Below are 24649 nucleotides of genomic sequence, written 5' to 3'. Positions count from 1 at the left end.
TGCTCCGTGGAGCCTGCGTACCTACCAAGGGAGATGAGTATGCTCCGTGGACCCTGCGCATCCACCACGGGAGGCGGGTGTGCTCCCTGAAGCCTGCCCACATCTCCGTCATCCGTGGTCCTCGGGTTAAACCCGAGGATGACCCGAGGACCCACGGCAAGGAAGCGCAGTTGTTTCGGTGCAGCCGAGGCATTCCAGCGAGATTCTTGTTCAATGACGAGCACCCATCGCGAGCCAGCTGGATCAGGTCGGGTTAGGGGAGATGCCTGCGCTTCCTTGCCGTGGGTCCTCGGGTCAAGCCCGAGGATGACGGAAAGGTAGTGGCGATCAGGGGCTATCCTTTCGTGGTGATGAGCAAGAGTCGTTTGGCTACCGTCGGGTTTGACCCACCCGAGGATGACGGAGAGGTAGTAGCCATCAGAGAGCACACCCTTTGTGGTGATCAGCAAGGCAGGTTCCTCGGGACGCCGTTGGAACCAGGGACCACGGATGACCGAGAGGTAGTGGCCATCAGGGAGCTATCCTTTCGTGGTGATGAGCAAGAGTCGTTTGGTTACCGTCGGGTTTGACCCATCCCGAGGATGACGGAGAGGTAGCCGCCTTCGGGGCGCTTCCCTTTGGGGTGATCAGCAAGGCAGGTTCCTCGGGACGCCGTTGGAACCAGGGACCACGGATGACGGAGAGATGGTGGCTTCAGGAGCTACCCTTTCCCTCATGGTGAGCCTGTCGAACCACGCACCACTGTATTGCAGGCCGAATGGCTGAGGCAGGTTTGATTCAAACATTCGCCGCTGCATAAACCGGTTGGTAACTATCATTCTTCATTCTCGATTCAGTCAGCAAGTGACGATCCGGCGATGTTTGGTTCGGCGTGGCCTCAGTTTTGCCACGGCGGTAGTGGCTTTGCGCTGGCTGGCGTGTGGGTTGTGCAGGTGGGTGCGGGTTTCATGGCGTTTGCAGTCAAGACGGGCGTCGAGCCATCGGATAAGTTTGGCCGCCGTCCGGGCCGCAGGGCCGTGCCTGCCACGCTCCTTGCCGGTCTTGGCGCCGCGACGCTTTTCGGCGTTTTCGCTACGGTCATGACCCTGCATGGCGCGCTGCTTTCCCGTACCGCCGGCAGCATTGCCGTTTCCCATGGCCCGATGCCAACAGCTTCTTCGGGGAGCTTGATCGCACTCGCACCGGCGCGTGCGGTTGTCCAGGAAAAGCCGAAATATCCGCGCGTGCCGCAACTGACGCCGACACCCTGGCAGGCCGCCGGCATGGAAGAAGGCGCGGCGATCGGGCCTTCGGGTGATGTCAGCTTCATCTCTTCGCCCAAGTCCCGGCCCGTGGCGCAGGCACCTCTGGCTGTCGAAGCGTTTGGCGCGCGCGCATCGGGCATTGAACTATTGGCGCAAGAGGATTTCAGCGAACGCATGGCCGGGCTCGACACGATGCAGGTCGCGTCGGTCCAGACCTACAGCACATTCGACGCGGAATCCGTCGTGGCAGTACCGTCCGTCGCGGCCGCCGTCGCCGCGCTGGAAGATGCACCGCCTCCGGTGGGCACGCTGCCGCAGGGGCCGTTCAGCCTCGTTTTGGCCGAGGCCGATCCGTCATTGGACGATGAGGCTTCGACCGAAATCCCGCTGCCGGGAATGCGGCCAAGCCGTCCCTCCCTGAAGCGCGCACCTCAGGTGCTCGCCTATGCGCCGCCGGACAATGATATTCGCGATATCGCGCCCACCTACGAACCGCCGGCGCCCCGGCTCAGCGCCCGCAACCGCACGGCGATCTACAGTATCGAGGCGAAAACCGTCTACCTGCCCAATGGCGAGAAACTGGAAGCGCATTCGGGCCTCGGCCCCATGCTCGACAATCCGCGCTTCGTGCACAAGAAGATGCGCGGCGCGACGCCGCCGCATACCTACCGGCTGACCATGCGCGAGAAGCTGTTCCACGGTGTCGAGGCGATCAGGCTCAACCCGGTCGAACCCGGCAAGATCTTCGGCCGCGACGGGCTTCTGGCGCATACCTATATGCTCGGGCCGCGCGGCGATTCCAACGGCTGCGTGTCGATCAAGGATTACCGCCGCTTCCTCGCCGCCTTCAAGCGGGGCGAGATCATGCAGCTCGTCGTTGTCGCGCGCATGCCGTCATCGTCGCTTTTCGCCTCCAGGTAAGCGGGCTGCAAAACCTCAGGGCTTGGGCAGGGCCTTGTCGGCCTTGCACTTCGCCAGCGGTAGCGCCTTGCCGGAAATCACCTTGGTGATGCGCTTGTCCCTGGCGCTTGTCTCGACCGAAAGACAACCGCAGCTGTAGCCATGGCCGGCGCCGCGGCTGGTGTCGACGAACTGCTTCGGATCGCCATCAGGGATGTTGTCGACCCCGGCCGCATCGGGGCCCTCCGCCTGGCCTTGCGAGGTGATCGTCCAGGTTGCGTGCTTGTCGATGAGAAAAAGATCTCCGGGGGTCGGGTTCTCGATCCAGCCGCAGCGCATTTCGCCGGATGGCGCGGGCGGGGCTATGCTGGCGGTAGACTGGATGGTTGCAACCTTTATATCGACATTCTTGCAAGTGCTGTCGTTGCAGACGCCGTTGATCCAGATCTGGCCATTGCCGAACATGATGCCTTTCCAGTTGACGAAAAGGTCATCCAGCTTCTGGTTGACCACGGCATCGGTAATCTCCCTGGTCATGATCGCATCGTAGTTCTGAATGAACTGGCTGGCCGATTTGATCGTCGATGCCTTGATCTCGACGCCGATCGGATAGCGCACGGCGGCTGCGACGGCGGCCGTGTCATGCGCCTTCACCGCAGCCTGAAAACGGGTGATGACGGCCCGATAGTTGTCGTGGCTGCCGAATGCACCGTCCAGCGCATCGTTCAAGGACTGGCCCTGGGCAAATAACGATCCGGCAGAAAGGACGATCAGCATGGCGGCGGCAAGAAGGGGGACTGTTCTGGTGAACATGGGGCTTCCTCTCCGGCTGTGGGGCGGTCAATTTCCTGACATGGAACGACCACGTTTTGGCCACATCAGGCGAGGCTCGTCAATCCCTCAACCCTGAATTGCGAGAGGCAAGAAGACTGCAACCTTGTGCCGGTTATGAAAACGCGGAGGCGGGCAGGTACCCCGCCTCCGCCCGCGGTTCAGAAGATGCAGTTCACGGGCTGGCCCAGCGCCATCGCCCCGGCATAACGGGCCTGCGGGCCCTGCTGCAGCGGATGAAAGCGTGCGCCCTGTATGTCCCGGAAGCGCTGTTCAAGGCCGTTGCTGCGGTAGAAGCCGGCGCCGCCGGCCAGTTCCAGCGCGAGTTCGACGGTCTTGATCGCATGTTCGGCGACGAGCGAGCGGCCGATCATGATATCGTTGACGCTCTCCGCGGAGGGTGCATTGCGCTCGGTGACCTTCACCATCCATTCATGCGCCAGCCTTGCCGCGCGCAAGGATGTGTCCATGCGGCCGGCGAGGTTGAGCGCGTTTTCGTTCGGCTGCTTCTTCTTGGCAAGATGGATGGCGATGTCGCGGGCGCTTTCGGCAACGCCGAGATAGACCGCATAAATCAGCGGAAAGGCTGTGGTGGCGATGACCTGGAACACCGGATGCCATTCGCCGGCCTTGCGCGAGAAAGCGACGCCCGCATCCGGGACGAACAGATCTTCCAGGACGACGTCGTTCGAACCCGTACCGCGCATGCCGAGCGCCTTCCAGGTATCGATGATCTTGACGGCGTCGGCTTTCATCGGCGCGCCGAAATGGATGACGCTCTGCGAACCGTCTTCCGCCTGGCAGATCGCGCCGGTCATCAGGATATCGCCGGCATTTGCACCCGAGGTGAAGACTTTACGCGCCGAAACGCGGTAGCCGCCTTCGACCTTTTCGGCAACGCCGGAGCCGCCGATCCAGTCGGAACCACCGCTCGAAAGCAGGATCAGCTTCTCGCCGGCGATGCGCTTCAACAGCGGCTCGACCGCCGCCACCTTCTGGTGACGCCAGCGCCATGCGGGGATCGCGACCTGATGGGTATGCATGGAAAAGGCAAGCGCCGTCGACGAGCAGGCATGCGCCATGACGCGAAGCATTTCGGCAAGCTCGGCAACTTCGGCGCCGCCGCCGCCAAGTTCGCGCGGCACCCCGATCTCGACGAGACCCGCCTCCCGCAAGAGCGCGTAGTTTTCCGCAACGAAGGTATCGCTGGCGTCGAACTCGGCCGCACGCGCGGCGAGGGTTGGTGTCAAAGTCTGGACAATCTCGACCGCATTGCCGGGTGGCGCTGGTGTCTCGATTGGCGATGAATGAGCCAGAGTGTTCATGTTCTCCTCCTATTGGGCCATTGCTGACCGGTGAACAGAATCCTCCCGTATGCGCTCCCTGTCCAGTACACGATCTGTACTAGGGACGAGACTCCGCCCCAGTGATGTTCACGGCGCGGCTTTTGGGGTATCCTTCCCGTTTGCATCTGTTGGCGGGGACCTATGGAACAGCGTGGAGGATACGGCCAATTCTGCCCGGTTGCGATGGCTTCCGAGATATTGTGCTCGCGGTGGACGACGCTGGTGGTTCGCGAGCTCCTGCTTGGCACGACGCGCTTCAACGATCTGCGTCGCGGCGTACCGCGCATGTCGCCTGCGCTCCTGTCGAAACGGCTGAAGGAACTGGAGCGGGCGGGTGTTGTCATTGCCGCGCCCAATGCCAACGGCGTCACCGAGTATCATCTTTCGCCGGCGGGTGAGGATTTGCGCCCGATCGTCCTCGGGATTGGATCGTGGGGGCAGCGCTGGGTGGAATCTCAGCTGACGCTCCGAAATCTCGACCCTGCCCTGCTGATGTGGGACATGCGCCGCAACCTCAACCCGAAGCCGCTGCCGCAACGCCGCTGCACGATACAGTTTCTGTATCCGGAACTGCCGGAAGCGAAGCAGAACTACTGGCTGGTCGTTGACGGAACCTCGGTGGACCTTTGCGGTTTCGATCCTGGTTTCGATGTCGATCTTCTGGTGACGAGCTCGCTGAAGAGCATGACCGCCATCTGGATGGGACTGACTGCCGTGCGCCGCGAGGTCGAGGCCGGCAATCTCGAATTCGACGGCGACCCGAAGATCGCCAGCGCCATGCAGCAATGGCTGGGCTTGAGCACATTTGCCGCCGAACAGCGCAAGGTGTCGTAGGAGCGGCGGCCTGACAGATCCCGAGAAAGACGCGTCATTCAAGGATGATGTCGCCTGCGGCCCCGGATATAGCGCTGCCCGGGCAATGGCGCGCGGCGCGATCGCCATAGGCGTCGATTTCGCGCCTGGCCATGGTCGAGCACGCGAGGGCTGAACGATGCTATCTTCGTCTGGCGCGACAGGTTAGCCGAGCGAGTTGATGATTTCGCGATAGGCGGCCTCCGGGAAGGCCTTCAACGTGCGGGTGCGCACATTGCCTTTCGTGGCGAGGGACAGCGCGAACCGCGCCATGACTGCGTCGTCGGACGCTTCTCCGATCACGACCATGTCGTACTCGCCCATGGTCAGGTAGAATTCCTTGAAGGAGCCACCCATCTCGGCGAGAAGCTTTCTCGCCGCGTCGAGCCTTGCCGGTGACTCGCGAACACTCTTTACGCCTTGGTCGGTCCAGTTGATGAGCATCACATAAGTGGTCATATCACACCTCCCGCGCGGCACGGCCCGCGCCGGTGGCCGCGAAATGTCCCCTCGCTCCCCGTTGGGGGAAACTATACGCCCCTTGCCGCAGGCGAACAATGCGCGCGGGGCTAGCTCAATGGTAGTAGGCGATAGAGTTCCGTTCAGCGTTCCACAAACGAGCGCAGCCGCAACAGGGCATCGTCCCATTGCTGCGAGACACCTGCGAGATAGGCTCGCACCTCCTCGATCGGCTCGGGCCGGAAGGCGAATTGGCTTGTCCGCCCGACTTTGGTGCTCATGACGAGCCCGGCATTTTCGAGAACACGCAAATGCTTGGTGATTGCCTGGCGGGTAAGCCTGGTGTCTGCCGATAGTCCCGCGATCGAACGAGTGTGCCCGTCGCTGAGCTTTGCCAGAAGCGACAGGCGGGTGCGGTCACCCAATGCCGCAAAGAGCGGCGCGGGGTCGTATTCCTGGACGCTATCGCTCAACATGTGTCTTGATATTCTTCACCTGTTCCTCCCAGCCGCCTTCGTTCATGCGCAAGGCTTCCGGCATGCGGTGTTTCGGCACGGCATCGAAGCCGGACTCGGTGACAGTCAGGCGGGTGCCGGCCGACGTGGGTTCAAGCCGGAATTCGACAAGCGTCGGTTTTTCATCCGAGTAGTCGACATCGGGATCGATGGCATAGGGATGCCACGTCAGCGAGAACAGGCGCGGCGCTTCGATCTCTTTGATCGTCGCCTCCCATTTGATGTGCTCATAGCCGGGATAGGTAATGCGGCCGGTCGAAACCTCGCCCGCGACGAAGGGACCGTCCAGTTTGACCCGGAACCATTCCCCAAATTCCTTGTAGTCGGTGAGCGCCTGCCAGACCCGCTCGACAGGGGCGTTCAACTCGATGCTTTTCTCAATGCGATCAGTCATAAGCGCAACCTCCTGGTTGCATTTACAATGCCATGCTCAAGGCGAAAGAGCAACCAAAAAGTTGCATTTTGGTTGCCGAGTCCAAATTCAAAAATGATGAAGTTTCAGCCTTGCCGGCGCGCCAAAGGCGGATGCCTGCGCCATCGCTACCGGGGCGCGTCCGAGTTGAACTCTCAGCGCAATTTGCCGCAAACCGCAAAACCTCGAGCAAGCGCCAAACGCATTGCAATCAGTCAGGAAAAATAATGGCCGCGGTCTCAAGCCGGCCCGGTTCCGCCGGGCCGGCCCCGGATATCAATAGTCCATCGCAGCACTTGCGGGCGGGCCGGGGTTGGGATCCTTCTTCTGCCGTTCGGCGATCATCGCCTCGGTTGTCACGAGGAGCCCGGCGATGGATGCCGCGCCCTGAAGCGCGCTTCGGACCACTTTCGCCGGATCGATGACGCCCATGTCGTAGAGGTTGCCGTATTCATTGGTCTGGGCATTCCAGCCAAAGGAAAAATTGTCGTTTTCGCGCAGCTTGCCAACGATGATCGATCCCTCGGCTCCGGCATTCTCGGCAATCTGGCGAACCGGCGCTTCGATCGCGCGTCTTATGATGTCGATTCCGACGTTCTGATCGGCATTTCGCCCTTGCAGACCCTTGAGCGCCACGGCTGCCCGCAGCAACGCCACGCCGCCACCCGGCAGAATACCCTCCTCGACCGCGGCGCGCGTTGCATGCAGTGCGTCGTCGACGCGGTCTTTCCTCTCCCTGACCTCCACCTCGGTTGAACCGCCAACCCGGATGACGGCAACGCCACCAGCAAGTTTTGCCAGCCGCTCCTGCAGTTTTTCGCGGTCATAGTCGGAGGTCGTGTCCTCGATCTGCGCCTTGATCTGTGCGATGCGGCCGTCGATTTCGGTTTTTGCGCCGCCACCATCGACAAGCATGGTGGTCTCTTTCTCGATGACTACCTTCTTGGTACTGCCGAGCATGTTGAGCGTCACGCCTTCAAGCTTGATGCCCAGATCCTCGCTGATTGCCGTGCCGCCGGTAAGGATGGCGATATCTTCCAGCATGGCCTTGCGGCGGTCACCGAATCCCGGAGCCTTGACCGCGGCCACTTTCAGGCCCCCGCGCAGCTTGTTGACGACAAGCGTCGCCAGCGCTTCGCCTTCGACGTCTTCGGCAATGATCAGCAGGGGTTTTCCGGACTGGATGACGGCCTCGAGAATGGGCAGCATCGCCTGCAGGTTCGAGAGCTTCTTTTCATGAATGAGGATATAGGGGTCTTCGAATTCGACCCGCATTTTCTCCTGATTGGTAACGAAGTAGGGTGAGAGATAGCCGCGGTCGAACTGCATGCCCTCGACGATTTCCAGTTCGGTATCGGCCGTCTTGGCCTCTTCGACGGTAATGACGCCCTCATGCCCGACCTTACCCATGGCATCCGCCAGATATTGTCCGATCTCGGTATCGCCATTGGCGGAAATCGTGGCGACCTGGGCGATTTCGGAATTGTTCGAAATCTTGCGGGCATTGCGCTTGAGTTCCTCGACGACAGCGTCGACGGCAATATCGATCCCGCGCTTCAGATCCATCGGGTTCATGCCGGCAGCAACGGCCTTGCCGCCTTCGCGGACGATAGACTGGGCAAGAACCGTCGCCGTCGTCGTGCCATCGCCGGCCGTATCGCTGGTCCTTGACGCAACCTCGCGCAGCATCTGTGCGCCCATGTTTTCGAACTTGTCTCCAAGTTCGATCTCCTTGGCAACCGTCACGCCGTCTTTGGTGATACGAGGCGCGCCGTAGGATTTGTCGATGACGACGTTGCGGCCTTTCGGGCCGAGCGTTACCTTGACGGCGTCAGCAAGGATATCGACGCCTTGCAACATCAGATCGCGGGCATCAGCGCTGAATTTGACTTCTTTTGCAGCCATTATCTTTACTCCTCTTTTTCAGGAAAAATCGTAATCTCCCCTTGAAAACACAATAGAATCGGACAAGATTCAGTGTGATGCATGAGTTGATCCACAAGGGTAATATTCATGACCACGAGAGCATTCGAACTTCAGTTGAAGGGTTACGGGCTGACGACAGCGGAAATTCATTATCGCCTTCCCGACCACCCGAGCTTTCTCCAGCTATACATATGGCAGGAGTATGATCTTGCTCCGACTTTTCCGGAATTGAAAGGCTTTCTTGATTTCTGGTGCAAGGATATCGAGGGGCCATTGCATTCGGTTCGCATCGTGCATCAGCGCCTGATCGAGCCGCGTGAATGGCGGGCCGTTGACGGCATTATTTCCATACATTGAACGAAGATTTACACGCGATAGAGCCTTATCGGGTTAACTTTTTCACGCCTGACCAGTCCCTTCGCTTCGAGATCGAGCTGAACGGTCTTTGCCCACCAGCCGGCCTTTGCGCCGCCGGGAAACAGCTCTTGCGGCAGTTCACCGGCAAGGCGCTCACTGATTTGGGCAAGCGTCAAGCCCGGCAATTCGCCTGGAAGAACCTTGAGATAGGCTTGTCTCATCGCATCGTACATGGCCCGGTCGACCTGCCTGGCTGTGCCGGGATGGTTGATGTTTTCGACTTTGATCTTGTTCTGCGGCGCCATTTTGCGTGCTCCATATCCTTGTGGTTTTTCCAAGGACGAATGAGCAACAGGACAACCGACAGCCGAGACGACTGCCGGTGATCATCGTTTATGGCCGCTTCGGAATTTCGAGGCCGCGCTGCACCGCCGGGCGGGCAAGGCCACGCTCCAGCCATTTCGGCACGCGCTTCAGACTGTCGAAGGCGACCAGCTCACCCGCACCGTAGAAACCGACCAGATTGCGCACCCAGCCCAGCATCGAAATGTCGGCGATGGTGTATTCATCGCCCATGACCCATTGCCGGCCATCAAGGCGGGTTTCAAGGACGCCGAGCAGACGCTTCGATTCGTCAGCGTAGCGCTGGAGGGGACGTTTGTCCTCGATCTCGCGGCCGGCGAATTTGTGGAAGAAGCCGACCTGCCCGAATATCGGACCGATAGCGGCCATCTGGAAGAACACCCACTGGATGGTCTCGTAGTGCGCAGCTGCGCCAGCCGAGATAAGCTTGCCGGTCTTCTCGGCCAAATAAAGCAGGATCGCGCCGGATTCGAACAGGCCCAAAGGCTTGCCGTCAGGCCCATCCGGGTCGATGATCGCCGGGATCTTGCCGTTTGGATTGAGCGAGAGAAATTCCGGCGTCCAGCTCTCGTTCCTGCCGATATCGACGGCATGCGGTTCATAGGGCAGTTCGAGCTCTTCAAGCGCAATCGAGACCTTGACGCCGTTCGGCGTTGGAAAGGAGTAAAGCTGCAGGCGATCGGGATACTTCGCCGGCCACCGGCTGGCGATGGGAAAAGCGGACAGATCTGGCATAGGAGCTCCGTAGTCTGGCTGAGGGGACGATTCTGCGCCTGACGTTAGCACGAGGATTGCTGAGCTTCCATGTCGGCCCGGTTCATGATTGTCCGCTAATTCCGAATACAAGGTTCGAATTCCGCAGGCTTATCCGGACACTGAAGCACCACCATACTAATAGCCAGCAAGGGAGAGCCACTCCCGCTCAATCGGAGAAAGATCATGAATCGCTTATCTGGAAAAGTTGCATTGGTGACCGGCGCGAGCGCCGGCATTGGCCGCGCTACAGCCAAGCTCTTCGCGCAAGAAGGCGCCAGGCTGGTCATAGGTGCAAGGCGCAAGCAGGAACTTGACGCGCTGGTAGCAGAAATCGAAGCTGACGGCGGAGAAGCGGTGGCGCTGGCCGGTGACGTGCGTTCCGAAGACTACGCCAAGGCGCTTGTTGCCCTGGCAGCCGGGCGTTACGGCAGGCTCGATATTGCCTTCAACAATGCCGGTGTACTGGGCGAGGCCGGGCCGAGTACGGGCGTTTCGGAAGCTGGCTGGAACGATGCCATTGCGATCAACCTCACTGGCTCGTTCCTTGGCGCGAAACACCAGATCGCCGAGATGGTCAAGCATGGCGGCGGCTCTGTGATCTTCACCTCCACATTTGTCGGCTATAGCTTCGCCTTTCCGGGAGTAGCGGCCTATGCGGCGAGCAAGGCCGGGCTAATCGGCCTGACGCAGGCGCTTGCCGCCGAATATGGTGCGCAGAATGTCCGTGTGAATGCGATCCTCCCTGGCGCAGTCGATACCGACATGTATCGCGCGATGAACGATACTGCTGAATCGCAGGCCTTTATCACCAGCCTGCACGCGCTGAAGCGTGTGGCCACGCCGGAAGAGCTGGCACGCTCGGTGCTCTATCTCGCGTCGGACGACGCCGCATTCGTTACTGGCACGGCATCCCTGGTGGATGGCGGTGCGTCGATCACCCGGACTTGATCCTGCTAAAAAGAGGGGGCCAATCGGCTCCCTTTGACTGTTGTTGGCAGGTCGTCGCAAAGGCGCGGCATCCTAGCCCGGGATACGCCCGCACAGCTGGAAAAACATATGCGACGTCACCAGCGCGTCGGGTCTGGAAAGATAAAGTTCGAGCATTGCAATATCGGTTTCCAGCTGGCGGCGCTCGATGAAGCCGCCTTCGACCAGCTTGTCGGCGACATTGTTGATGAAGTCGCGCAGGATCGTCCGGCGATCATGGCCGGGCGGATAGACATGGACGACGGCATCTGTCCGAATGTCCGCCACACCCGCCTCGCGAAACAGGCGGTGGGTACGCCGCCCGACATATAGGTCGATCCCCTGCGCCGCCGAATAGGCGGTGTAAGCATCAAGGAGACGGGTCCATTCGGGCAAAGGCGGATCGCAGATATGGGCGAGAAAATCCGCCTCGAAACTCGCGATCCAGCCTCCCGGGCGCACCAGCGCCACCATTTCGCGCACGATAAGTTCGGGCTTCGGCACATTGACGAGGACGAGGCGCATGTGTGCGCCGTCGAACGATGCGCGGGGCAGGCCCGTATCGTAGGCGTCGCCCTCACGAACCTCGACCTGCGTCAGGCCATGGTCGGCGACGAAGCGGCGCGCCAGCTCGACAAAATGCACGCTGCGCTCAATACCCAGAACGGATCCGGCAGGTCCCACCCGCTTTCCCAGGAGGTGCAGGACACCTCCGGGACCGCAACCGATATCGACTACGCGCTCGCCCTGTCTGATGCCGATTTTCTCGAATTGTGCGTCCGAATCCGGGGCAAGGTTGGCGATCTGACGCTTCAGCCGCATTTCTTCGGCTTCGGCCCGTCCAAGCAGGTAGACATCGGGTTGTGTCATGGCTGGTTCCCTCAGCGTGAACACATATGAGATTGGGTTGCTTAAGAGATTGCGCCCGCTCCCTCGCATGGTCAACACATCCCGGATGCAAGTTACCGAATGAAGGGGATCAGTGCGCGGATGCGCGGATCCCGCAGGTACAGCCCGCCCCAGATCATCAAGCCAAGATAGACACCGAACAGGGTGTGGCTGAAGAGCGGGTTTCCGATACGCACATGCGTGGCGATTGCCCCACCAAGATAGCCGGTCAAAAGAATCGCGCCGAGGACCGCTGTGCGCGGATTGGCATAGAGCAGCGTGCAAACCAGCGTGAGAATGCCGAGGAAGCGGGCAAAACCGGCACTGCCCGGGTAGCCGAGTTGCGCCGTCGTTTCCGTGACCACGTCCAGCGGAACCAGCTTAATGGCACCGTCGAAGATCAGAAACAGGATGACAAGGCCGCTGAGAATGCGGCCAACCCAAACTGCCCTGCTTGACGGGACTTGTATGCTCTGTGCGGTGAATTCCATGACTATGTCCTTCCAAATGATGCAACGGGATTGTCTGAAGACTGTCAGAAGGACGATTGGCCGATGACGATACCGACAATACTGTCCAACTATTTTTTTGCCATGAACGTAAAAAACTGCAAATCGGGCCGCAAGGCTCGCCGATGGCCGTAACATCCAATTAAACTGCCCGCACCTCGCCACGGGAAACGTCGAAAAACTGGGCGCGGCCTTCCAGGCTCTTGAATAGCGCCTTGTCCGTGCCGGTCATGAAGGCCTGGCCGCCGAGTTCCTCGACAATATCGAAAAGCGCTGCGCGGCGGCCCTCATCGAGATGCGCGGCGATCTCGTCGAGCAGGAGGATCGGTGCCATGCCGGCGAGTTCGCCGGTGAGCCGCGCATGGGAGAGGATGAGGCCGATCAGCAGCGCCTTTTGTTCGCCGGTGGAGCAAAGTTCCGCCGGCATCGCCTTCGGCCGGTGGCGCACGAGAAGATCGGAACGATGCGGTCCATCGAGCGTACGCCCCGCGGCACGGTCGCGGCTCCGCCCGTCATGCAGCGCGCGGCGAAAGGTTTCCTCAACATCGGTCGCAGCTTCAATGCCGACACGCTGCTCCAACTCCCCTTCAAGTAGGCAATCGGCCTTAGGGAAGGGGCTGTCGTCCGGCAATCGCTCGATCATGCCATTGATGAGGCGCATCAATTCCGCGCGCGCGGCAGCGATAGCGATGCCAAGCTCGGCCAATGGCGTCTCGATTGCATCGAGCCATGCATCGTTGCTGCGTTCTTCCGTAAGCAGGCGATTACGGCTTCGCATCGCCTTTTCATAGTCGAGAACACGCTTGCCGTGGGCCGGGTCAATGGCGAGAACCATGCGGTCGAGGAAACGCCTGCGATCAGCGGCAGGGCCGGTGAACAGCCCGTCCATCGCCGGCACCAGCCAGAGAATGCGGGAATATTCGAGAAGCTCATCGGCAGTCGCCGCAGTGACGCCATTGATACGAACCCGGCGGGCTGTATCACCCGGTGCATTGCCGGCAAGACCGGTGCCGACATCGACCGATCCCTCGGGGGCCTCTATGCTGGCATGAATGGCAAATCCGTCAGGCGCATTGCTGCGGGTCACGTCGGCATAGGCCGCACGGCGAAGTCCGCGCCCGGGCGACAGAAACGAGACAGCTTCGAGCAGGTTCGTCTTGCCGGCACCATTCTCGCCGGTCAGTACGACGTGCGAGGGCGCCAGCCGCAGGGACAGGCTTTCATAATTGCGGAAATTGGCAAGCTTCAACCGGCTGATCGCAACGCGGGCCGGTTTGCCCGCGTCCGTGAGAGGATCATCGGTCATGGCAACAATGCTTGGCGCTACTACACCCGCATCGGCATGAGCACATAGAGCGCATTTTCATCGCCCGTATCCCGCACCAGTGTCGGCGATCCCGCATCGGCCAGCATGAAAATCGCCTCGGAGCCGGTCAACTGTCCCGTTATATCGAGCAGATACTTGGCATTGAAACCGATCTCGATCGGATCGGAATCATAGTCCGCCGCAAGTTCGTCCGTGGCGCTGCCGGAATCCGGATTGTTGACCGTCAGTGTCAGCTGCCCATCGGCGATCGTCAGCTTGACCGCACGGCCACGCTCGCTCGAAATCGTCGAGACGCGGTCAACAGCGGCCGCAAAGCTCTGGCGATCGATCGTCAGTTTCTTGTCGTTGCCGGATGGGATAACGCGCTGGTAGTCCGGGAAGGTACCATCTATGAGCTTGGAGGTAAGGACAACGGAGCCGATGGTGAAGCGAATCTTGGTTTCCGACAATTCGACCGTAACGGCGACATCAGGATCATCGACAAGCTTCTGCAGTTCCGCGACGGTCTTGCGCGGGATGATGATGCCCGGCATGCCCTCGGCGCCGGACGGCGCTTCGAGTTCGGCGCGGGCGAGGCGATGGCCGTCGGTGGCGACTGCACGCAACTTCAGGACGCCGTCGCTTTCAATGGCATGGAAATAAATACCGTTGAGATAATAGCGGGTCTCTTCGGTAGAGATGGCAAACTGCGTCCGCTCGATCAGGCTTTTCAGAGCACTTGATGGTATGCGGAACGTGTGGCTGAAAGAACCCGCCGTGAGCTCGGGAAAATCCGATTGCGGCAGGCACTGCAGGCGGAAACTCGACCGGCCAGACGTCACGGCCATCGAATTGCCGTCCGGATTGGTCGCGAGCATGACCTCGGCGCCGTCCGGCAGCTTGCGCACGATATCGTAGAGCAGATGGGCCGGAACAGTCGTCGCACCTGATTGCTCGATCTGCGCGGCCGTCGCTTCTGTCACTTCGAGATCAAGGTCCGTCGCTTTCAGAGCGAGGCTTGCGCCATCCGCATTGAGGAGAACATTCGAAAGGATCGGAATGGTGTTGCGCCGTTCGACCACGCGATGGACATGGTTGAGCGACTTCAGAAGATTGGAACGTTCAAGAGTTACACGCATGATAAACCGGTCTCGCTGACATCAATTCCAGCCAAAGCGCCACGGGCTTGCGGCGCTTTACTGGCGAGGGGACATATTTCCCCCAAGGTCAAGCAAATTGGCAGAAATTCATGACAAAAAGCAAGCCTGCGGCGGGTATCAGCGTGCCATACCGCAGGCTTTCTGTTGATAAACTATTGGGCCTGATCGTTGATAAGACGCTTCAGCAGCTCCAGCTCCTGCGACAGTTTCTGGTCCTTGCCGACGATATCCTCGATCTTGCGCACGGCGTGGAGAACCGTCGTGTGATCGCGTCCGCCGAAACGGCGGCCGATTTCCGGCAGCGAGCGCGGTGTCAGCATCTTGGCGAGATACATGGCGATCTGGCGTGGCTTGACGATGGTGCGCGTGCGGCGGTTAGACAGAAGATCCTGCTTCGAAACGTTGTAGTGCCTCGCGACGATGCGCTGGATCTCTTCGATGCGGATGCGCTTGGCTTCACCGCCGCGCATCAGGTGGCTCAAGAGTTCATCGACGCGATCGACTGAAAGGTTGGGCTCGAATGTCTGGCGGAACAGAAGCTGGTTGAACGCGCCCTCAAGCTCACGGCCGCTGCCGGTAACGGACTGTGCGACGTGATCGAGGATTTCAGGCGTGATGTCGAGCGAATGATCCTCGGCTTGAGCGGCGACAAGGCGGCGCTTGAGGATTTCAAGGCGCATCGCATAGTCCGGGGCGATCATTTCAAGGGCAACGCCACCCTGGAGACGGGAGCGAACACGCGGGTCGAGCGATTCCAGTTCTGACGGCGGACGGTCCGCAGCGACGACGACCTGCTTGGCACTGTCGAGCAGCGTGTTGATAAGATGACAGAATTCATGCTGGATCGACTTCCCCTGCAGAAACTGCATGTCGTCGATAATGAGGAGATCGATGTCGCGCAGCTGTTCCTTGAACGACAGCGCATTGTTGTCGCGAATGGCGGTAGCAAAGCGCCACATGAAATATTCCGCGGTGAGATAGACCACGCGGGCACGTTCAGGACGCTTCAATGCTTCGGCCGCGATGGCCTGAAGCAGATGGGTCTTGCCGAGGCCAACGGAGGCGTGGATGAACAGCGGATTGAAACGGACAGCGCTCGCACCGGCATCGGCGATGGTGCGGGCGGCGGCAAGCGCAACGCGGTTGGGAGTCCCATCGACGAAAGTGTCGAACGTATAACGCGGGTCAAGCGGCGATCCGAAAACCGAATTCTGCGCGCGATCCGCAAAATGTGCGGGGGTCTTCTTTTCCTGGGCAGTACTACCAACGGGAAAGACCGGCTTTTCGCGGGTGAGGGGACGAGAATCGGCGCGCAGGGGAACTTCCGCATCCAGAGTCGGCCGGATACAGCGGCTGGCGCTGCGGAAAACGATTTCGACCTTCAGAATCTGCTCATCTTCTTCCCGCCACAATGCAGCGATCATATCCGAGTAGTGATTGTTGATCCAGGAGCGCAGAAATGCGGTCGGAACAGACAGGCGGACAACGCTCTTGGAGGTCTCGTCCAGCTTCAGGCGGCCAAACCAGCTCGAATAGACCTCACTTCCAAGCTTGGCTTTGAGCTTCAACTTGACGCGTTCGAAAATCAACTCGCCCTGACTGCCGGCCGAATCCATGTCTTTCCCCTCGTCCATATGGAGCGGGACCATGGCGTTCGAGCCGTTTTCCATTATTCCGCTGGTCATTGTCATTGCCTCATCCTGGTCTATGTCGATCGGGTCGATATTTGATGTCACGCCCGTGTTTTTATACTTGCCGGCGTTTCATCGCCTGGCATCGATTTTTTGACTAGCCGCCCCAGTGGCCAGCCTGAAAAGTTCCGAAACTAACAGATTGAGGTTTTGGCGATCACGCGGTGTTGGACTGATTTTGCAATGTCCAAAATGTCTTTAACTGCCACGTTCGCATCCCTCTCAACTTAGGCGCAGTAAGCCTTACGCCCGGCTTACGCCAGCGCTGCCAACTCGCTCGATTTGTGAAACAACCCAAATCCGTAGGACCTGAGTACTGACAAAAACCACTCGCTACGCAAACGATTAAATCTGCGCCCGAACCCACTAATTACTAAGTCTGTTAAATGGGTTTTGCCCACCCCTTCGATGTCTGGACCTTACAGAAACCTTTGCAGGAAGAGCAAGTGCGGACCAAGGGTTTTTTGATGAATTAAAGGTTAACGTTTTTCCATTTTTTTTAACCGTCTCTGGTCCAACGAGGAAAAACCGTTCGGATTCAAAGCCTTTTTTGAGACATAGATTTTGTTGCACCGCAGACTCCCGTTGGCAAAAAAAAATATTAAATTTTCGCTTGACACAGGCTGAGGCGGGGGATTCCAAGGGCTGGGCTTAAGCTATAATGACTACCTGCCATAAGCCATTGAAAATAAAGGCAAAATGATGATTGACGCTTTTTGTCCTAAACGATTTGTGACCGCCAGATGTCATGGTTTTGATATGCCACAATCTTTTCCGCCGGAAACGAATTTATTCCCAAAAAACCGCCAAAACAAAAAACCCGGCTAAAGACAAGCCGGGTTTTCAAATATAAATATGGGGGGTCTGTTAAGCGGACATGCCCTTCAGACGGGCCGACAGACGCGATACCTTGCGCGAGGCAGTATTCTTGTGAAAGACGCCCTTCGACGCGGCGCGCATTACTTCCGGCTCGACCGCCTTGAAGGCGAGGGAAGCTGCTGCCTGGTCGCCGCTTGCCACCGCATCTTCGAACTTGCGAAGGAAGGTGCGCACGCGCGAGCGGCGGGACTTGTTTACTTCGGTGCGGGCTTCGATCTTGCGCGCCGCTTTCTTGGCCGAAGGAGTGTTGGCCATGATGCCTCTCTTTTCTGTCAGCTAGTCGGCAGCTTGAACGCGGCCGTCACAAAATAATAGGGTGGCCGAGGGGCCACCGAACGTTGACGGGCTTATAGATGAGGTTTGCTTTTGCGTCAACTTGGAATCTGCTTGAGACCAGGGGATATTTTAGCTTCACCGGTTTTTGAAATTCGGCGCGCGTTTTTCGGCAAAGGCGGCCATCCCTTCCTTCTGGTCCTCAAGGGCGAACATCGAATGAAACACCCGCCGTTCGAACCTCAAACCCTCCGAGAGTGTCGTCTCATAGGCGCGATTGACGGTCTCCTTCGTCATCATCACGACGGGCAGCGAGAACGAGGCAATCTTGCTGGCGGCCTTCAGGGCCTCTTCGATCAGCTCGCTGGCGGGAACGACTCGCGAGACGAGTCCGCAGCGCTCCGCTTCGGCGGCGTCCATCATACGGCCGGTCAGGCACAGGTCCATGGCCTTGGACTTGCCGACAAAGCGGGTGAGCCGCTGTGATCCGCCCATGCCCGGCATTACGCCCAGGGTTATTTCCGGCTGGCCGAACTTGGCGGTCTCTGCCGCTATGATGAAATCGCACATCATGGCGAGTTCGCAGCCGCCGCCAAGCGCATAGCCGGACACAGCGGCGATCAGGGGTTTGCGCAGGCGGGTCACACGCTCCCATTCGCTGAAATAATCGCCGAGATAGGCATCGGCAAAATCCAGCGTCTGCATCTCCTTGATGTCAGCGCCCGCCGCAAAGGCTTTTTCCGAACCGGTGATGATGATCGCTCCGATGTTGTTGTCCTTGTCGAAACTCTCGAGCGCGGTAGCGAGTTCGGCCAGCAGGGCGGAATTCAACGCGTTGAGCGCTTGAGGACGGTTGAGCTGGATGAAGCCCACCTTCTCGCGTGTCTCGACGATGATGTTTTCATAGGTCATCAGATGGTCCTCCTGAGTGTAGATTAGGGCGGAGCTCCGCTCTACTGCTGGCAAACCGGGCAGTAAAAGGTCGAGCGCCCGCTTTGAACGATACGCGATACCGTGCCACCGCAGCCGGCACGCGGGCAAGGGGAACCTTCGCGATCGTAGACGGAAAATGAATGCTGGAAGTAACCGAGCTCGCCATCGGCCTGACGGTAATCTTTCAGGCTTGAACCGCCCGCCTTGATCGCATCGGCGATGACGGACCGGATTGAGGTGGCAAGGCGCTCTGACATCTCTGCCGCCACGCCGTTTTCACCGGCGATGCTGCCGGCCGGCCGCAGCGGTGACAGCCCAGCGCGCCACATCGCTTCGCAGACGTAAATATTGCCAAGTCCGGCAATAAGCTTCTGATCGAGCAAGGCTGCCTTCAGTGGGGCTGCCTTGTTGTGAAACAACCTGGCAAGCAGCGCCCCATCCAGCCGGTTGCCGGTCGGTTCCGTGCCAAGATCCTTGATCAACGGATGCAGGTTGAGCTTGCCCGGCTCGGCGAACAGCATGAAACCGAAGCGGCGCGGGTCATTGTAGATGATGCGGCGCTTCGGCTGGTCTCGCCCGCCAAGGTGCATCACCACATGGTCGTGCGTGGTGTTTTGGGATCGCTCATGCTCGAAGACGCCCGGCGTATCGGACTCCTGATCCTGCTCGATTCGGTACGAGCCGGACATGCCGAGATGGCTGATGAGCCCAAGCCCGTCGTCAAGATGAATGATCAGATACTTGGCGCGGCGCTCCAGCGCCTCGATCCGGCGGCCGGTCAGCCGCTCGATAAAATGCTTCGGGAAAGGAAAGCGCAGGTCAGGACGCCGTTGTTCGACGGTGAGAATGGTCGAACCTTCCATGAATGGCTGCAGGCCGCGCCTTACCGTTTCAACCTCAGGTAGTTCAGGCATCAGGCGTACGATCCCCTGTGCCCTTCAGGAAGCTTTTGCCATGCGGGCCCGCTGCTATGCCGAGATGCGCTGCGACTGTTTCACCGATATCAGCGAAGGACGGGCGCACGCCAAACGATCCCCGTGGCAGATCCGGACCAAAACAAAGAACCGGTACCCGTTCGCGCGTATGGTCCGTGCCCTTGTAAGTGGGATCGCAGCCGTGATCCGCCGTGAGGATGAGAAGGTCGCCCGCCCGCAACTTGGCCAGCGCTTCGGGCAAACGCCTGTCAAAGGCCTCGAGAGCGGCGGCGTAGCCCGGCACATCGCGGCGATGGCCATAAAGCATGTCGAAGTCGACGAAATTGGTGAAGGCAAGATCGCCGTCCTGGGCATCATCCATGGCGACAAGCGTTTCTTCGAAGAGCGCCATATTGCCATTGGCCTTGCGCACCTGGCCGATGCCCTGATGCGCGTAAATATCGCCAATCTTGCCGATGGCGATGACCATGCGTCCCGCCGCGGTCAAACGGTCGAGCAGGGTCGGCTCCGGCGGCGGCACCGAATAGTCGCGGCGATTGCCGGTGCGGGTGAAAGTTTGCCGGGTTTCACCGGTAAAGGGCCTCGCGATCACACGGCCGATATTCAAGGGATCGACAAGTTCGCGCATGATGCTGCATAGCGCGTATAGCCGGTCGAGGCCAAAATGGGTCTCATGGGCAGCGATCTGGATAACGCTGTCGGTCGATGTATAGAATATGGGCTTGCCGGTCCGGATGTGCTCCTCGCCATATTCATCGATGACATCTGTTCCCGAAGCATGCTTGTTTGCGAGGATGCCGGGAAGTTTTGCTTTGGCCACGGCATTTGCAACAAGGCTGTCCGGGAAAGCCGGAATGGTTTGCGGGAAATAACCCCAGTTGAACGTAACCGGCACGCCGGCAATCTCCCAATGGCCGGACGGTGTGTCCTTGCCGTTCGAAACCTCTTCCGCCGCCCCCCACAGGCCGACCGGATCGGGCGCTTGTGGCGGAAGCGGCGTGTCGGCGGCCAGATTTGCCGAGTGGTAAAGGCCAAGGGAACCCATATTCGGCACAAGGAGTTTCCCGGAGCGAAGCCCGGCCCTGTCGCCGCGTCCGGCGGCGCAAGCCTCGACAATATGACCAAAGGTATTTGAGCCTTCATCGCCGAATGCCTTCGCATCCGGCGCACCGCCGATGCCGAAAGAATCAAGGACAAATAGGAAAGCGCGGGACATGCCTCACTCCGTGTAAAACCAGACCACACAGATAGGTCAAACAACGCGCCATGACAAATCGATGGTGCGATTCGTGTTTGACTGGCCGGGTACCTATGAGCAATTGGAGCAGGCCACGGCGCCACCCTGGCGGACTCGTCCAAAGGAGGTTTTGGCCATGCTGAGCCCGACCACATTATCTCCGGCCGCGGTATCGACGTGCCCCGCTATCGTCCAAGCGATGATCGGAACATAGGCAATGTTCATCTGGACGCGAATGACCGAGGTACCTGGAATGAGCAAGTTGGCATCAAGTGCCACGGCGGTCCCGGGCTGGAACGGGGTCGTATCGGCTCCGTTCACCCTTCGCCTCGACCAGGCCACCGTCGCGGCTCCCGCTGAGGAAACGTTGATTGCCGTAATTGTTATTTGCGGTGTGTCGCGCTGGTAAGGCAGCAGTGTAGCCCTGCCGATATCCATGATACCCGAGATCTGAGTCTGGGTGATTGTCTGCTGCTGCGTCACCAGGTCCGCTACCATACTGGTGGCGCGCCCGAGGTTCTTGTTGACGTCAGCGCCCCCGGTGACTTCGATACTGCCAAGCCAGAGCAAGATCAGTATCGGTGCAATCAAGGCGAATTCCAATCCCGCTACGCCGCGCCTGTCCCGGGCAAAGCGCCGGGCGATTCCAGGCATGTATACCGCTGCCGTCATAAGTTCTTTACAGACTTTCATGCGTGACACTTTCGGAAAGGATACTGGGCAGGTTGCGTTTTGACTGTCCCGTCAAATGAAGGGTTCATTTTTCCAGGTCGAAGTTGAGAAGAGCAGGGTTCGTCCGGTACCCTGAATGCTGTCAATGCGATCCCGCATCAGGTTGGTGAGTATTGGCCAGCGAACGAACACCCGTAACTGGTTGATCGTGCTGGCGCCGCCAGGGGCATTCTTGAAGCCGGCCGCATTGACGTCGCCTCCAGCGGTAAGGGGAATTGTGACGGGTACTGCGGCGAAAGTCGCATAAGTCTGCAGGTCCACGACCAGGTTCGGACAACCGGCCTCAGGCAAGAACAGCCGGGCGCAAATGCGGTCTCTCAATTGGTTGCCGGTGACATTCGCCGCACGCAACTCGCCCGTGCGCAACTGCCGGGCAAGGTCGTCGGTTACATTCGCCATCACTTCTTGAGCAGTAAAACTCAATGCGACTTCAATGATGGCGAAGATCAGCAGGAAGAAGGGAAGGGCGATCATAGCGAACTCTATGGCCACGGTGCCGCGCCTGTTCGCTCGAAAGCGCGCAATCAACGGCACCTGCGCAGTCATTGCCGGCGTATTGGCAGTCTCGGCAGGTTCCTGATCATCGGGATGCTTCGCTATATTCCGGAACATGGTTTTCTCCGCACCATTTAGGTCGGGAGAAGTCATATCATGCCAGATATTAGAATCTCGTTTGGGGACACACGCAAATTGCAGCCAATGGATTTACGATTCTTCAACCGTAATTCCACCGGGCGGTTCAGTTGCCGCCGATCTGGGCGTCGGACTCTCTTTCCGCTTTGCTCTTCTGTGCCGTTTCACAATAGGGCGTGCAAGATAGCGTCTGGACAAAGGCGCGGCGATAGACGCGTGTTGTGTTGGCGACACTGCGGCTGACCATGACCTGATCGTCGACGATAGCAGCGCCATCCGCATCCATGATGACGATATTGGTGATGCCGAAACCCTTGCCGGTGAGAACAACCGTGCGCGAATCCTTGACAACGGCGTCGGCAATATCGGGATCACCGACTACGACCGTATCGGCGGGGCGCGCAAGCTTCAGGATCCTCGCCTGGTTCATCACCACGTGGATGCCGGTATCCGCCTGGGCTGCCGGAATGACCGAAACGATGGCAGCCAGCGTCATTGCAGCTGTTAGTCCAACCGTCCGGATGATGTGGTTTCTATTGCAACCCATGGGAGAACCCTTCGAAATAATCGCTTCTCAAACCATGGCTTGGATTGGTGAAGGAAAGCTTAAACCTGCCAACCATTCATTAAGTATGTTTAGCCGCCAGGGAAGGAACGGAAGCTCGGAAAATTGTAATAATTCCGTTTACTCTTTCAATACCTTTATTGTCAGATGGGGCTGATTTACTTTTTCGTAACGGTATTTCTTAAGGTGAACGCAATTCGCCACCGCTAGTTTTCCATCATTCACGAAGATATTAGCGGGATAGCGAGGGAATTGATATGAAACGCACTGTAAATGCGACCCTCGATGCTTTCGCCCGCTTCCTCGGAAACAAATGCGGGGCGACTGCCATCGAGTACACGCTGATTGCCTCCATTATCAGCCTCAGTATCATCCTGGGGGCCGGTATGCTCGGAGGTTCGGTCAGAACATTTTTCGATCGCATCGCCGAACAAGTAACACAAGCCACCAACGGTTAATGACGGATCCTAGCCATGATTGACGCGGCCATACTCATCGTTTTTCCGTTTGCCATGGCCTTCGCAGCTGTGTCCGACCTTTTGTCCATGACGATCCAGAACCGCGTTTCCCTCATTTTGATCGTGTCGTTTGCGATTCTCGCACCTCTGACTGGAATGGCTCTGGATATCTACGCGATGCATTTTGTTGCGGGAGCAGTCGTCCTGGCAGCGACTTTCGCGTTGTTTGCCATGGGAACAATGGGTGGAGGGGACGCGAAGCTCATGTCGGCAACAGCCGTCTGGCTAGGGTGGAACTTCGGCCTGGCGGAATATTTGCTGGTGATGTCGGTGCTTGGCGGCTTTTTGACTATGGCCATCTTAAGGTACCGGAATTCACATCTTGCGCTCGCTTATGCCGATCGCCTTGAATTCATGCGCCGCCTCGCGCGCAAGGATCAGGGGATACCCTACGGGATAGCGCTGGGCAGCGCCGGACTGCTGACATTCCCGGCTTCGCCAATGTGCCAATGGGTTATTGACCGGCTTGCGCACGCATAACCAGGCAAGCTTTCCAAGCAGGCGTCATGTTGATCAAAATGATAAGTCGAAAGTCTGATGGTTAACGTTTGTTAATCATACTTTTAAGCAATGCATTAACCTTAATTACACGATTAGTAAGTCAATGTGCAACCGTGGGTAATCTTAGACGAAAGTCTATTGGGGTGCATTGATGCAAAAAGCACGGCTTGTCATTTTGACCGTTGCGGTCGTTGCCGCGGGCGCTGCGGGTTATATCGCTACGCAGATGAAACCCGCTGTGACAGTCGTCCAGACTGCGGCAGCACCACAGATCAAATTACAGGACGTTCTGGTCGCCACGGAAAACCTTGGTGTTGGTGCAGAAGTGCAGGGGCAGATGCGCTGGCAGGCCTGGCCGGTTGACGCGGTGGCTGATGGCTACATCAAGCGCTCCGACCGCCCCAATGCTGAAGAGGAACTCAAGGGATCCACCGTTCGCCTGCAGATTTTTCCTGGTGAACCGATCCGCGAAGCAAAACTTATTGGCAAAGGCCAAAGTTTCATGTCGGCGCAGCTGCCGGCCGGGATGCGGGCGGTGGCGACGCAAATAGCGGCTGATACGTCCGCAGGCGGCTTTATACTTCCCGACGACTATGTCGATGTCATCATGATCCGGATCTTGGAAGAAGGCGAGCAGAAGCGATTCGCGACCGAAACCATTTTGCAAAACATCCGGGTTCTGGCAATCGACCAGACAATCCAGGAAGACGAGAATGGCGAAAAAACCAAGGTGGGTTCAACAGCCACGCTCGAACTGACACCGGAACAGGCCGAAATCATCACTGTTGCCCAGCAGATGGCCAGCCGCCTCTCGCTGGTCCTGCGCTCCGTTCAGGACGCACAGGAACAGACCGGACCCGGTGCCGAATATCTCGTCAATTCACCGGGCCGCAGCGGCAACGTCAAATTGATCAAGTCCGGGACGGTGATTGAAATTTTGGGGCGGCAATAAAAAATGGGGC

27 protein-coding genes and 1 pseudogene are annotated in these 24649 nt (G+C 58.8%); 7 read left to right on the top strand and 21 right to left on the bottom strand.

Annotated features, from left to right (window positions below):
• The coding region (locus tag CU103_RS31755) for a hypothetical protein (protein ID WP_210203760.1) at nt 1–449 on the bottom strand (449 nt) is incomplete at its 3' end.
• A 408-nt stretch (nt 450–857) separates the two neighbouring features.
• Here CU103_RS31755 and CU103_RS14315 point away from each other — a divergent pair.
• A complete protein-coding gene (locus tag CU103_RS14315; protein WP_245448791.1) occupies nt 858–2165 on the top strand; it encodes a DUF2778 domain-containing protein in 1308 nt (435 codons plus the stop codon).
• Between the two features lie 15 nt (nt 2166–2180).
• On the opposite strand, the gene CU103_RS32040 is transcribed toward CU103_RS14315, so the two are convergent.
• Nucleotides 2181–2957, bottom strand: coding sequence for a DUF4087 domain-containing protein (locus CU103_RS32040; protein ID WP_245448789.1), 777 nt, complete (start codon nt 2955–2957; stop codon nt 2181–2183).
• Between the two features lie 179 nt (nt 2958–3136).
• Nucleotides 3137–4300, bottom strand: coding sequence for an acyl-CoA dehydrogenase family protein (locus tag CU103_RS14305; protein ID WP_106664586.1), 1164 nt, complete (start codon nt 4298–4300; stop codon nt 3137–3139).
• 162 nt (nt 4301–4462) lie between these two features.
• Here CU103_RS14305 and CU103_RS14300 point away from each other — a divergent pair, with 162 nt between their 5' ends.
• On the top strand, nt 4463–5155 hold the full coding sequence (locus tag CU103_RS14300) for a winged helix-turn-helix transcriptional regulator (protein ID WP_106664585.1): 693 nt from the start codon (nt 4463–4465) through the stop codon (nt 5153–5155).
• Nucleotides 5156–5338: 183 nt separating this feature from the next.
• Here the strand turns inward: CU103_RS14300 and CU103_RS14295 are convergent, their stop codons facing one another.
• The 4 genes from CU103_RS14295 to groL form a co-directional block, all read right to left on the bottom strand.
• Nucleotides 5339–5632, bottom strand: a complete 294-nt coding sequence (locus CU103_RS14295) for a GYD domain-containing protein (RefSeq protein WP_106664584.1) — start codon at nt 5630–5632, stop codon at nt 5339–5341.
• Between the two features lie 143 nt (nt 5633–5775).
• Complete coding sequence (locus CU103_RS14290) at nt 5776–6108, bottom strand: ArsR/SmtB family transcription factor (protein ID WP_106664583.1); 333 nt, start codon at nt 6106–6108, stop codon at nt 5776–5778.
• Nucleotides 6095–6541, bottom strand: a complete 447-nt coding sequence (locus CU103_RS14285) for an SRPBCC family protein (RefSeq protein WP_106664582.1) — start codon at nt 6539–6541, stop codon at nt 6095–6097. Before CU103_RS14285 ends, CU103_RS14290 begins: the two co-directional genes overlap by 14 nt.
• A 294-nt stretch (nt 6542–6835) precedes the next feature.
• The gene (groL, locus tag CU103_RS14280; RefSeq protein WP_106664581.1) at nt 6836–8464 is read right to left on the bottom strand and encodes a chaperonin GroEL; all 1629 of its coding nucleotides are present in this window, start codon (nt 8462–8464) and stop codon (nt 6836–6838) included.
• Between the two features lie 108 nt (nt 8465–8572).
• On the opposite strand from groL, the gene CU103_RS14275 reads away from it, so the two are divergent.
• Nucleotides 8573–8842: an usg protein gene (locus CU103_RS14275; protein WP_100000270.1), complete on the top strand. Its 270-nt coding sequence runs from the start codon at nt 8573–8575 to the stop codon at nt 8840–8842.
• Nucleotides 8843–8850: 8 nt separating this feature from the next.
• Here the strand turns inward: CU103_RS14275 and CU103_RS14270 are convergent, their stop codons facing one another.
• Both CU103_RS14270 and CU103_RS14265 read right to left on the bottom strand, forming a co-directional pair.
• Nucleotides 8851–9147, bottom strand: a complete 297-nt coding sequence (locus CU103_RS14270) for a DUF6958 family protein (protein WP_106664580.1) — start codon at nt 9145–9147, stop codon at nt 8851–8853.
• An 88-nt stretch (nt 9148–9235) separates the two neighbouring features.
• Complete coding sequence (locus CU103_RS14265) at nt 9236–9940, bottom strand: glutathione S-transferase N-terminal domain-containing protein (protein ID WP_106664579.1); 705 nt, start codon at nt 9938–9940, stop codon at nt 9236–9238.
• Nucleotides 9941–10144: 204 nt separating this feature from the next.
• On the opposite strand from CU103_RS14265, the gene CU103_RS14260 reads away from it, so the two are divergent.
• A complete protein-coding gene (locus tag CU103_RS14260; RefSeq protein ID WP_106664578.1) occupies nt 10145–10909 on the top strand; it encodes an SDR family oxidoreductase in 765 nt (254 codons plus the stop codon).
• A gap of 72 nt (nt 10910–10981) precedes the next feature.
• Here the strand turns inward: CU103_RS14260 and CU103_RS14255 are convergent, their stop codons facing one another.
• The 12 genes and pseudogenes from CU103_RS14255 to CU103_RS14200 form a co-directional block, all read right to left on the bottom strand.
• Nucleotides 10982–11797, bottom strand: coding sequence for a methyltransferase domain-containing protein (locus CU103_RS14255; RefSeq protein ID WP_106664577.1), 816 nt, complete (start codon nt 11795–11797; stop codon nt 10982–10984).
• Nucleotides 11798–11889: 92 nt separating this feature from the next.
• The gene (locus CU103_RS14250) at nt 11890–12306 is read right to left on the bottom strand and encodes a DoxX family protein (protein ID WP_106664576.1); all 417 of its coding nucleotides are present in this window, start codon (nt 12304–12306) and stop codon (nt 11890–11892) included.
• 160 nt (nt 12307–12466) lie between these two features.
• On the bottom strand, nt 12467–13630 hold the full coding sequence (gene recF / locus CU103_RS14245; RefSeq protein ID WP_106664575.1) for a DNA replication/repair protein RecF: 1164 nt from the start codon (nt 13628–13630) through the stop codon (nt 12467–12469).
• A 20-nt stretch (nt 13631–13650) separates the two neighbouring features.
• Entirely contained in the window at nt 13651–14769 is a 1119-nt protein-coding gene (gene dnaN, locus CU103_RS14240; protein WP_106664574.1) for a DNA polymerase III subunit beta, read from the bottom strand.
• Nucleotides 14770–14942: 173 nt separating this feature from the next.
• Nucleotides 14943–16406, bottom strand: a pseudogene (gene dnaA / locus CU103_RS14235) (chromosomal replication initiator protein DnaA); the annotation flags it as partial.
• A 942-nt stretch (nt 16407–17348) separates the two neighbouring features.
• Nucleotides 17349–17615 carry a 30S ribosomal protein S20 gene (rpsT, locus tag CU103_RS14230; RefSeq protein ID WP_106664573.1) on the bottom strand — a complete coding sequence of 89 codons (267 nt, stop codon included), beginning with the start codon at nt 17613–17615 and terminating at the stop codon, nt 17349–17351.
• 156 nt (nt 17616–17771) lie between these two features.
• A complete protein-coding gene (locus CU103_RS14225) occupies nt 17772–18545 on the bottom strand; it encodes an enoyl-CoA hydratase (RefSeq protein WP_106664572.1) in 774 nt (257 codons plus the stop codon).
• A 41-nt stretch (nt 18546–18586) separates the two neighbouring features.
• Nucleotides 18587–19480: a bifunctional DNA-formamidopyrimidine glycosylase/DNA-(apurinic or apyrimidinic site) lyase gene (mutM, locus tag CU103_RS14220; RefSeq protein ID WP_106664571.1), complete on the bottom strand. Its 894-nt coding sequence runs from the start codon at nt 19478–19480 to the stop codon at nt 18587–18589.
• On the bottom strand, nt 19473–20717 hold the full coding sequence (locus CU103_RS14215; protein ID WP_106664570.1) for a phosphopentomutase: 1245 nt from the start codon (nt 20715–20717) through the stop codon (nt 19473–19475). Before CU103_RS14215 ends, mutM begins: the two co-directional genes overlap by 8 nt.
• A gap of 93 nt (nt 20718–20810) precedes the next feature.
• Nucleotides 20811–21431 carry a TadE/TadG family type IV pilus assembly protein gene (locus tag CU103_RS14210; RefSeq protein ID WP_112760637.1) on the bottom strand — a complete coding sequence of 207 codons (621 nt, stop codon included), beginning with the start codon at nt 21429–21431 and terminating at the stop codon, nt 20811–20813.
• A gap of 51 nt (nt 21432–21482) precedes the next feature.
• Nucleotides 21483–22082, bottom strand: a complete 600-nt coding sequence (locus CU103_RS14205) for a TadE/TadG family type IV pilus assembly protein (RefSeq protein ID WP_245448787.1) — start codon at nt 22080–22082, stop codon at nt 21483–21485.
• Between the two features lie 127 nt (nt 22083–22209).
• Entirely contained in the window at nt 22210–22599 is a 390-nt protein-coding gene (locus CU103_RS14200; RefSeq protein ID WP_106664621.1) for a pilus assembly protein N-terminal domain-containing protein, read from the bottom strand.
• A 326-nt stretch (nt 22600–22925) separates the two neighbouring features.
• Here CU103_RS14200 and CU103_RS14195 point away from each other — a divergent pair, with 326 nt between their 5' ends.
• The 3 genes from CU103_RS14195 to cpaB all read left to right on the top strand — a co-directional run bounded on the left by CU103_RS14195 (nt 22926) and on the right by cpaB (nt 24639).
• Nucleotides 22926–23126, top strand: coding sequence for a Flp family type IVb pilin (locus CU103_RS14195; RefSeq protein ID WP_106664568.1), 201 nt, complete (start codon nt 22926–22928; stop codon nt 23124–23126).
• A 15-nt stretch (nt 23127–23141) separates the two neighbouring features.
• Nucleotides 23142–23666: an A24 family peptidase gene (locus tag CU103_RS14190; RefSeq protein ID WP_106664567.1), complete on the top strand. Its 525-nt coding sequence runs from the start codon at nt 23142–23144 to the stop codon at nt 23664–23666.
• A 172-nt stretch (nt 23667–23838) separates the two neighbouring features.
• Entirely contained in the window at nt 23839–24639 is an 801-nt protein-coding gene (gene cpaB, locus CU103_RS14185) for a Flp pilus assembly protein CpaB (RefSeq protein WP_106664566.1), read from the top strand.
• Nucleotides 24640–24649: the final 10 nt, after the last annotated feature.

The organism is Phyllobacterium sophorae (assembly GCF_003010965.1).
GTDB classification, from domain to species: Bacteria; Pseudomonadota; Alphaproteobacteria; order Rhizobiales; family Rhizobiaceae; genus Phyllobacterium; species Phyllobacterium sophorae.
This window is presented reverse-complemented; position numbering and strand designations above follow the sequence as displayed.

Bases quoted from the DNA above. Each gene is read 5' to 3' on its own strand.
- cpaB (WP_106664566.1), top strand. From the start codon at position 23,839: ATGCAAAAAGCACGGCTTGTCATTTTGACCGTTGCGGTCGTTGCCGCG.
- CU103_RS14265 (WP_106664579.1), bottom strand. From the start codon at position 9,940: ATGCCAGATCTGTCCGCTTTTCCCATCGCCAGCCGGTGGCCGGCGAAG.
- CU103_RS14300 (WP_106664585.1), top strand. From the start codon at position 4,463: ATGGAACAGCGTGGAGGATACGGCCAATTCTGCCCGGTTGCGATGGCT.
- CU103_RS14305 (WP_106664586.1), bottom strand. From the start codon at position 4,300: ATGAACACTCTGGCTCATTCATCGCCAATCGAGACACCAGCGCCACCC.
- CU103_RS14200 (WP_106664621.1), bottom strand. From the start codon at position 22,599: ATGACGCTGGCTGCCATCGTTTCGGTCATTCCGGCAGCCCAGGCGGAT.
- CU103_RS14290 (WP_106664583.1), bottom strand. From the start codon at position 6,108: ATGTTGAGCGATAGCGTCCAGGAATACGACCCCGCGCCGCTCTTTGCG.
- CU103_RS14255 (WP_106664577.1), bottom strand. From the start codon at position 11,797: ATGACACAACCCGATGTCTACCTGCTTGGACGGGCCGAAGCCGAAGAA.
- CU103_RS14295 (WP_106664584.1), bottom strand. From the start codon at position 5,632: ATGACCACTTATGTGATGCTCATCAACTGGACCGACCAAGGCGTAAAG.
- rpsT (WP_106664573.1), bottom strand. From the start codon at position 17,615: ATGGCCAACACTCCTTCGGCCAAGAAAGCGGCGCGCAAGATCGAAGCC.
- CU103_RS14250 (WP_106664576.1), bottom strand. From the start codon at position 12,306: ATGGAATTCACCGCACAGAGCATACAAGTCCCGTCAAGCAGGGCAGTT.
- CU103_RS32040 (WP_245448789.1), bottom strand. From the start codon at position 2,957: ATGTTCACCAGAACAGTCCCCCTTCTTGCCGCCGCCATGCTGATCGTC.
- CU103_RS14215 (WP_106664570.1), bottom strand. From the start codon at position 20,717: ATGTCCCGCGCTTTCCTATTTGTCCTTGATTCTTTCGGCATCGGCGGT.
- CU103_RS14285 (WP_106664582.1), bottom strand. From the start codon at position 6,541: ATGACTGATCGCATTGAGAAAAGCATCGAGTTGAACGCCCCTGTCGAG.
- CU103_RS14195 (WP_106664568.1), top strand. From the start codon at position 22,926: ATGAAACGCACTGTAAATGCGACCCTCGATGCTTTCGCCCGCTTCCTC.
- CU103_RS14270 (WP_106664580.1), bottom strand. From the start codon at position 9,147: ATGGCGCCGCAGAACAAGATCAAAGTCGAAAACATCAACCATCCCGGC.
- CU103_RS14275 (WP_100000270.1), top strand. From the start codon at position 8,573: ATGACCACGAGAGCATTCGAACTTCAGTTGAAGGGTTACGGGCTGACG.
- CU103_RS14205 (WP_245448787.1), bottom strand. From the start codon at position 22,082: ATGTTCCGGAATATAGCGAAGCATCCCGATGATCAGGAACCTGCCGAG.
- CU103_RS14225 (WP_106664572.1), bottom strand. From the start codon at position 18,545: ATGACCTATGAAAACATCATCGTCGAGACACGCGAGAAGGTGGGCTTC.
- dnaN (WP_106664574.1), bottom strand. From the start codon at position 14,769: ATGCGTGTAACTCTTGAACGTTCCAATCTTCTGAAGTCGCTCAACCAT.
- mutM (WP_106664571.1), bottom strand. From the start codon at position 19,480: ATGCCTGAACTACCTGAGGTTGAAACGGTAAGGCGCGGCCTGCAGCCA.
- groL (WP_106664581.1), bottom strand. From the start codon at position 8,464: ATGGCTGCAAAAGAAGTCAAATTCAGCGCTGATGCCCGCGATCTGATG.
- CU103_RS14315 (WP_245448791.1), top strand. From the start codon at position 858: ATGTTTGGTTCGGCGTGGCCTCAGTTTTGCCACGGCGGTAGTGGCTTT.
- CU103_RS14190 (WP_106664567.1), top strand. From the start codon at position 23,142: ATGATTGACGCGGCCATACTCATCGTTTTTCCGTTTGCCATGGCCTTC.
- CU103_RS14210 (WP_112760637.1), bottom strand. From the start codon at position 21,431: ATGAAAGTCTGTAAAGAACTTATGACGGCAGCGGTATACATGCCTGGA.
- CU103_RS14260 (WP_106664578.1), top strand. From the start codon at position 10,145: ATGAATCGCTTATCTGGAAAAGTTGCATTGGTGACCGGCGCGAGCGCC.
- recF (WP_106664575.1), bottom strand. From the start codon at position 13,630: ATGACCGATGATCCTCTCACGGACGCGGGCAAACCGGCCCGCGTTGCG.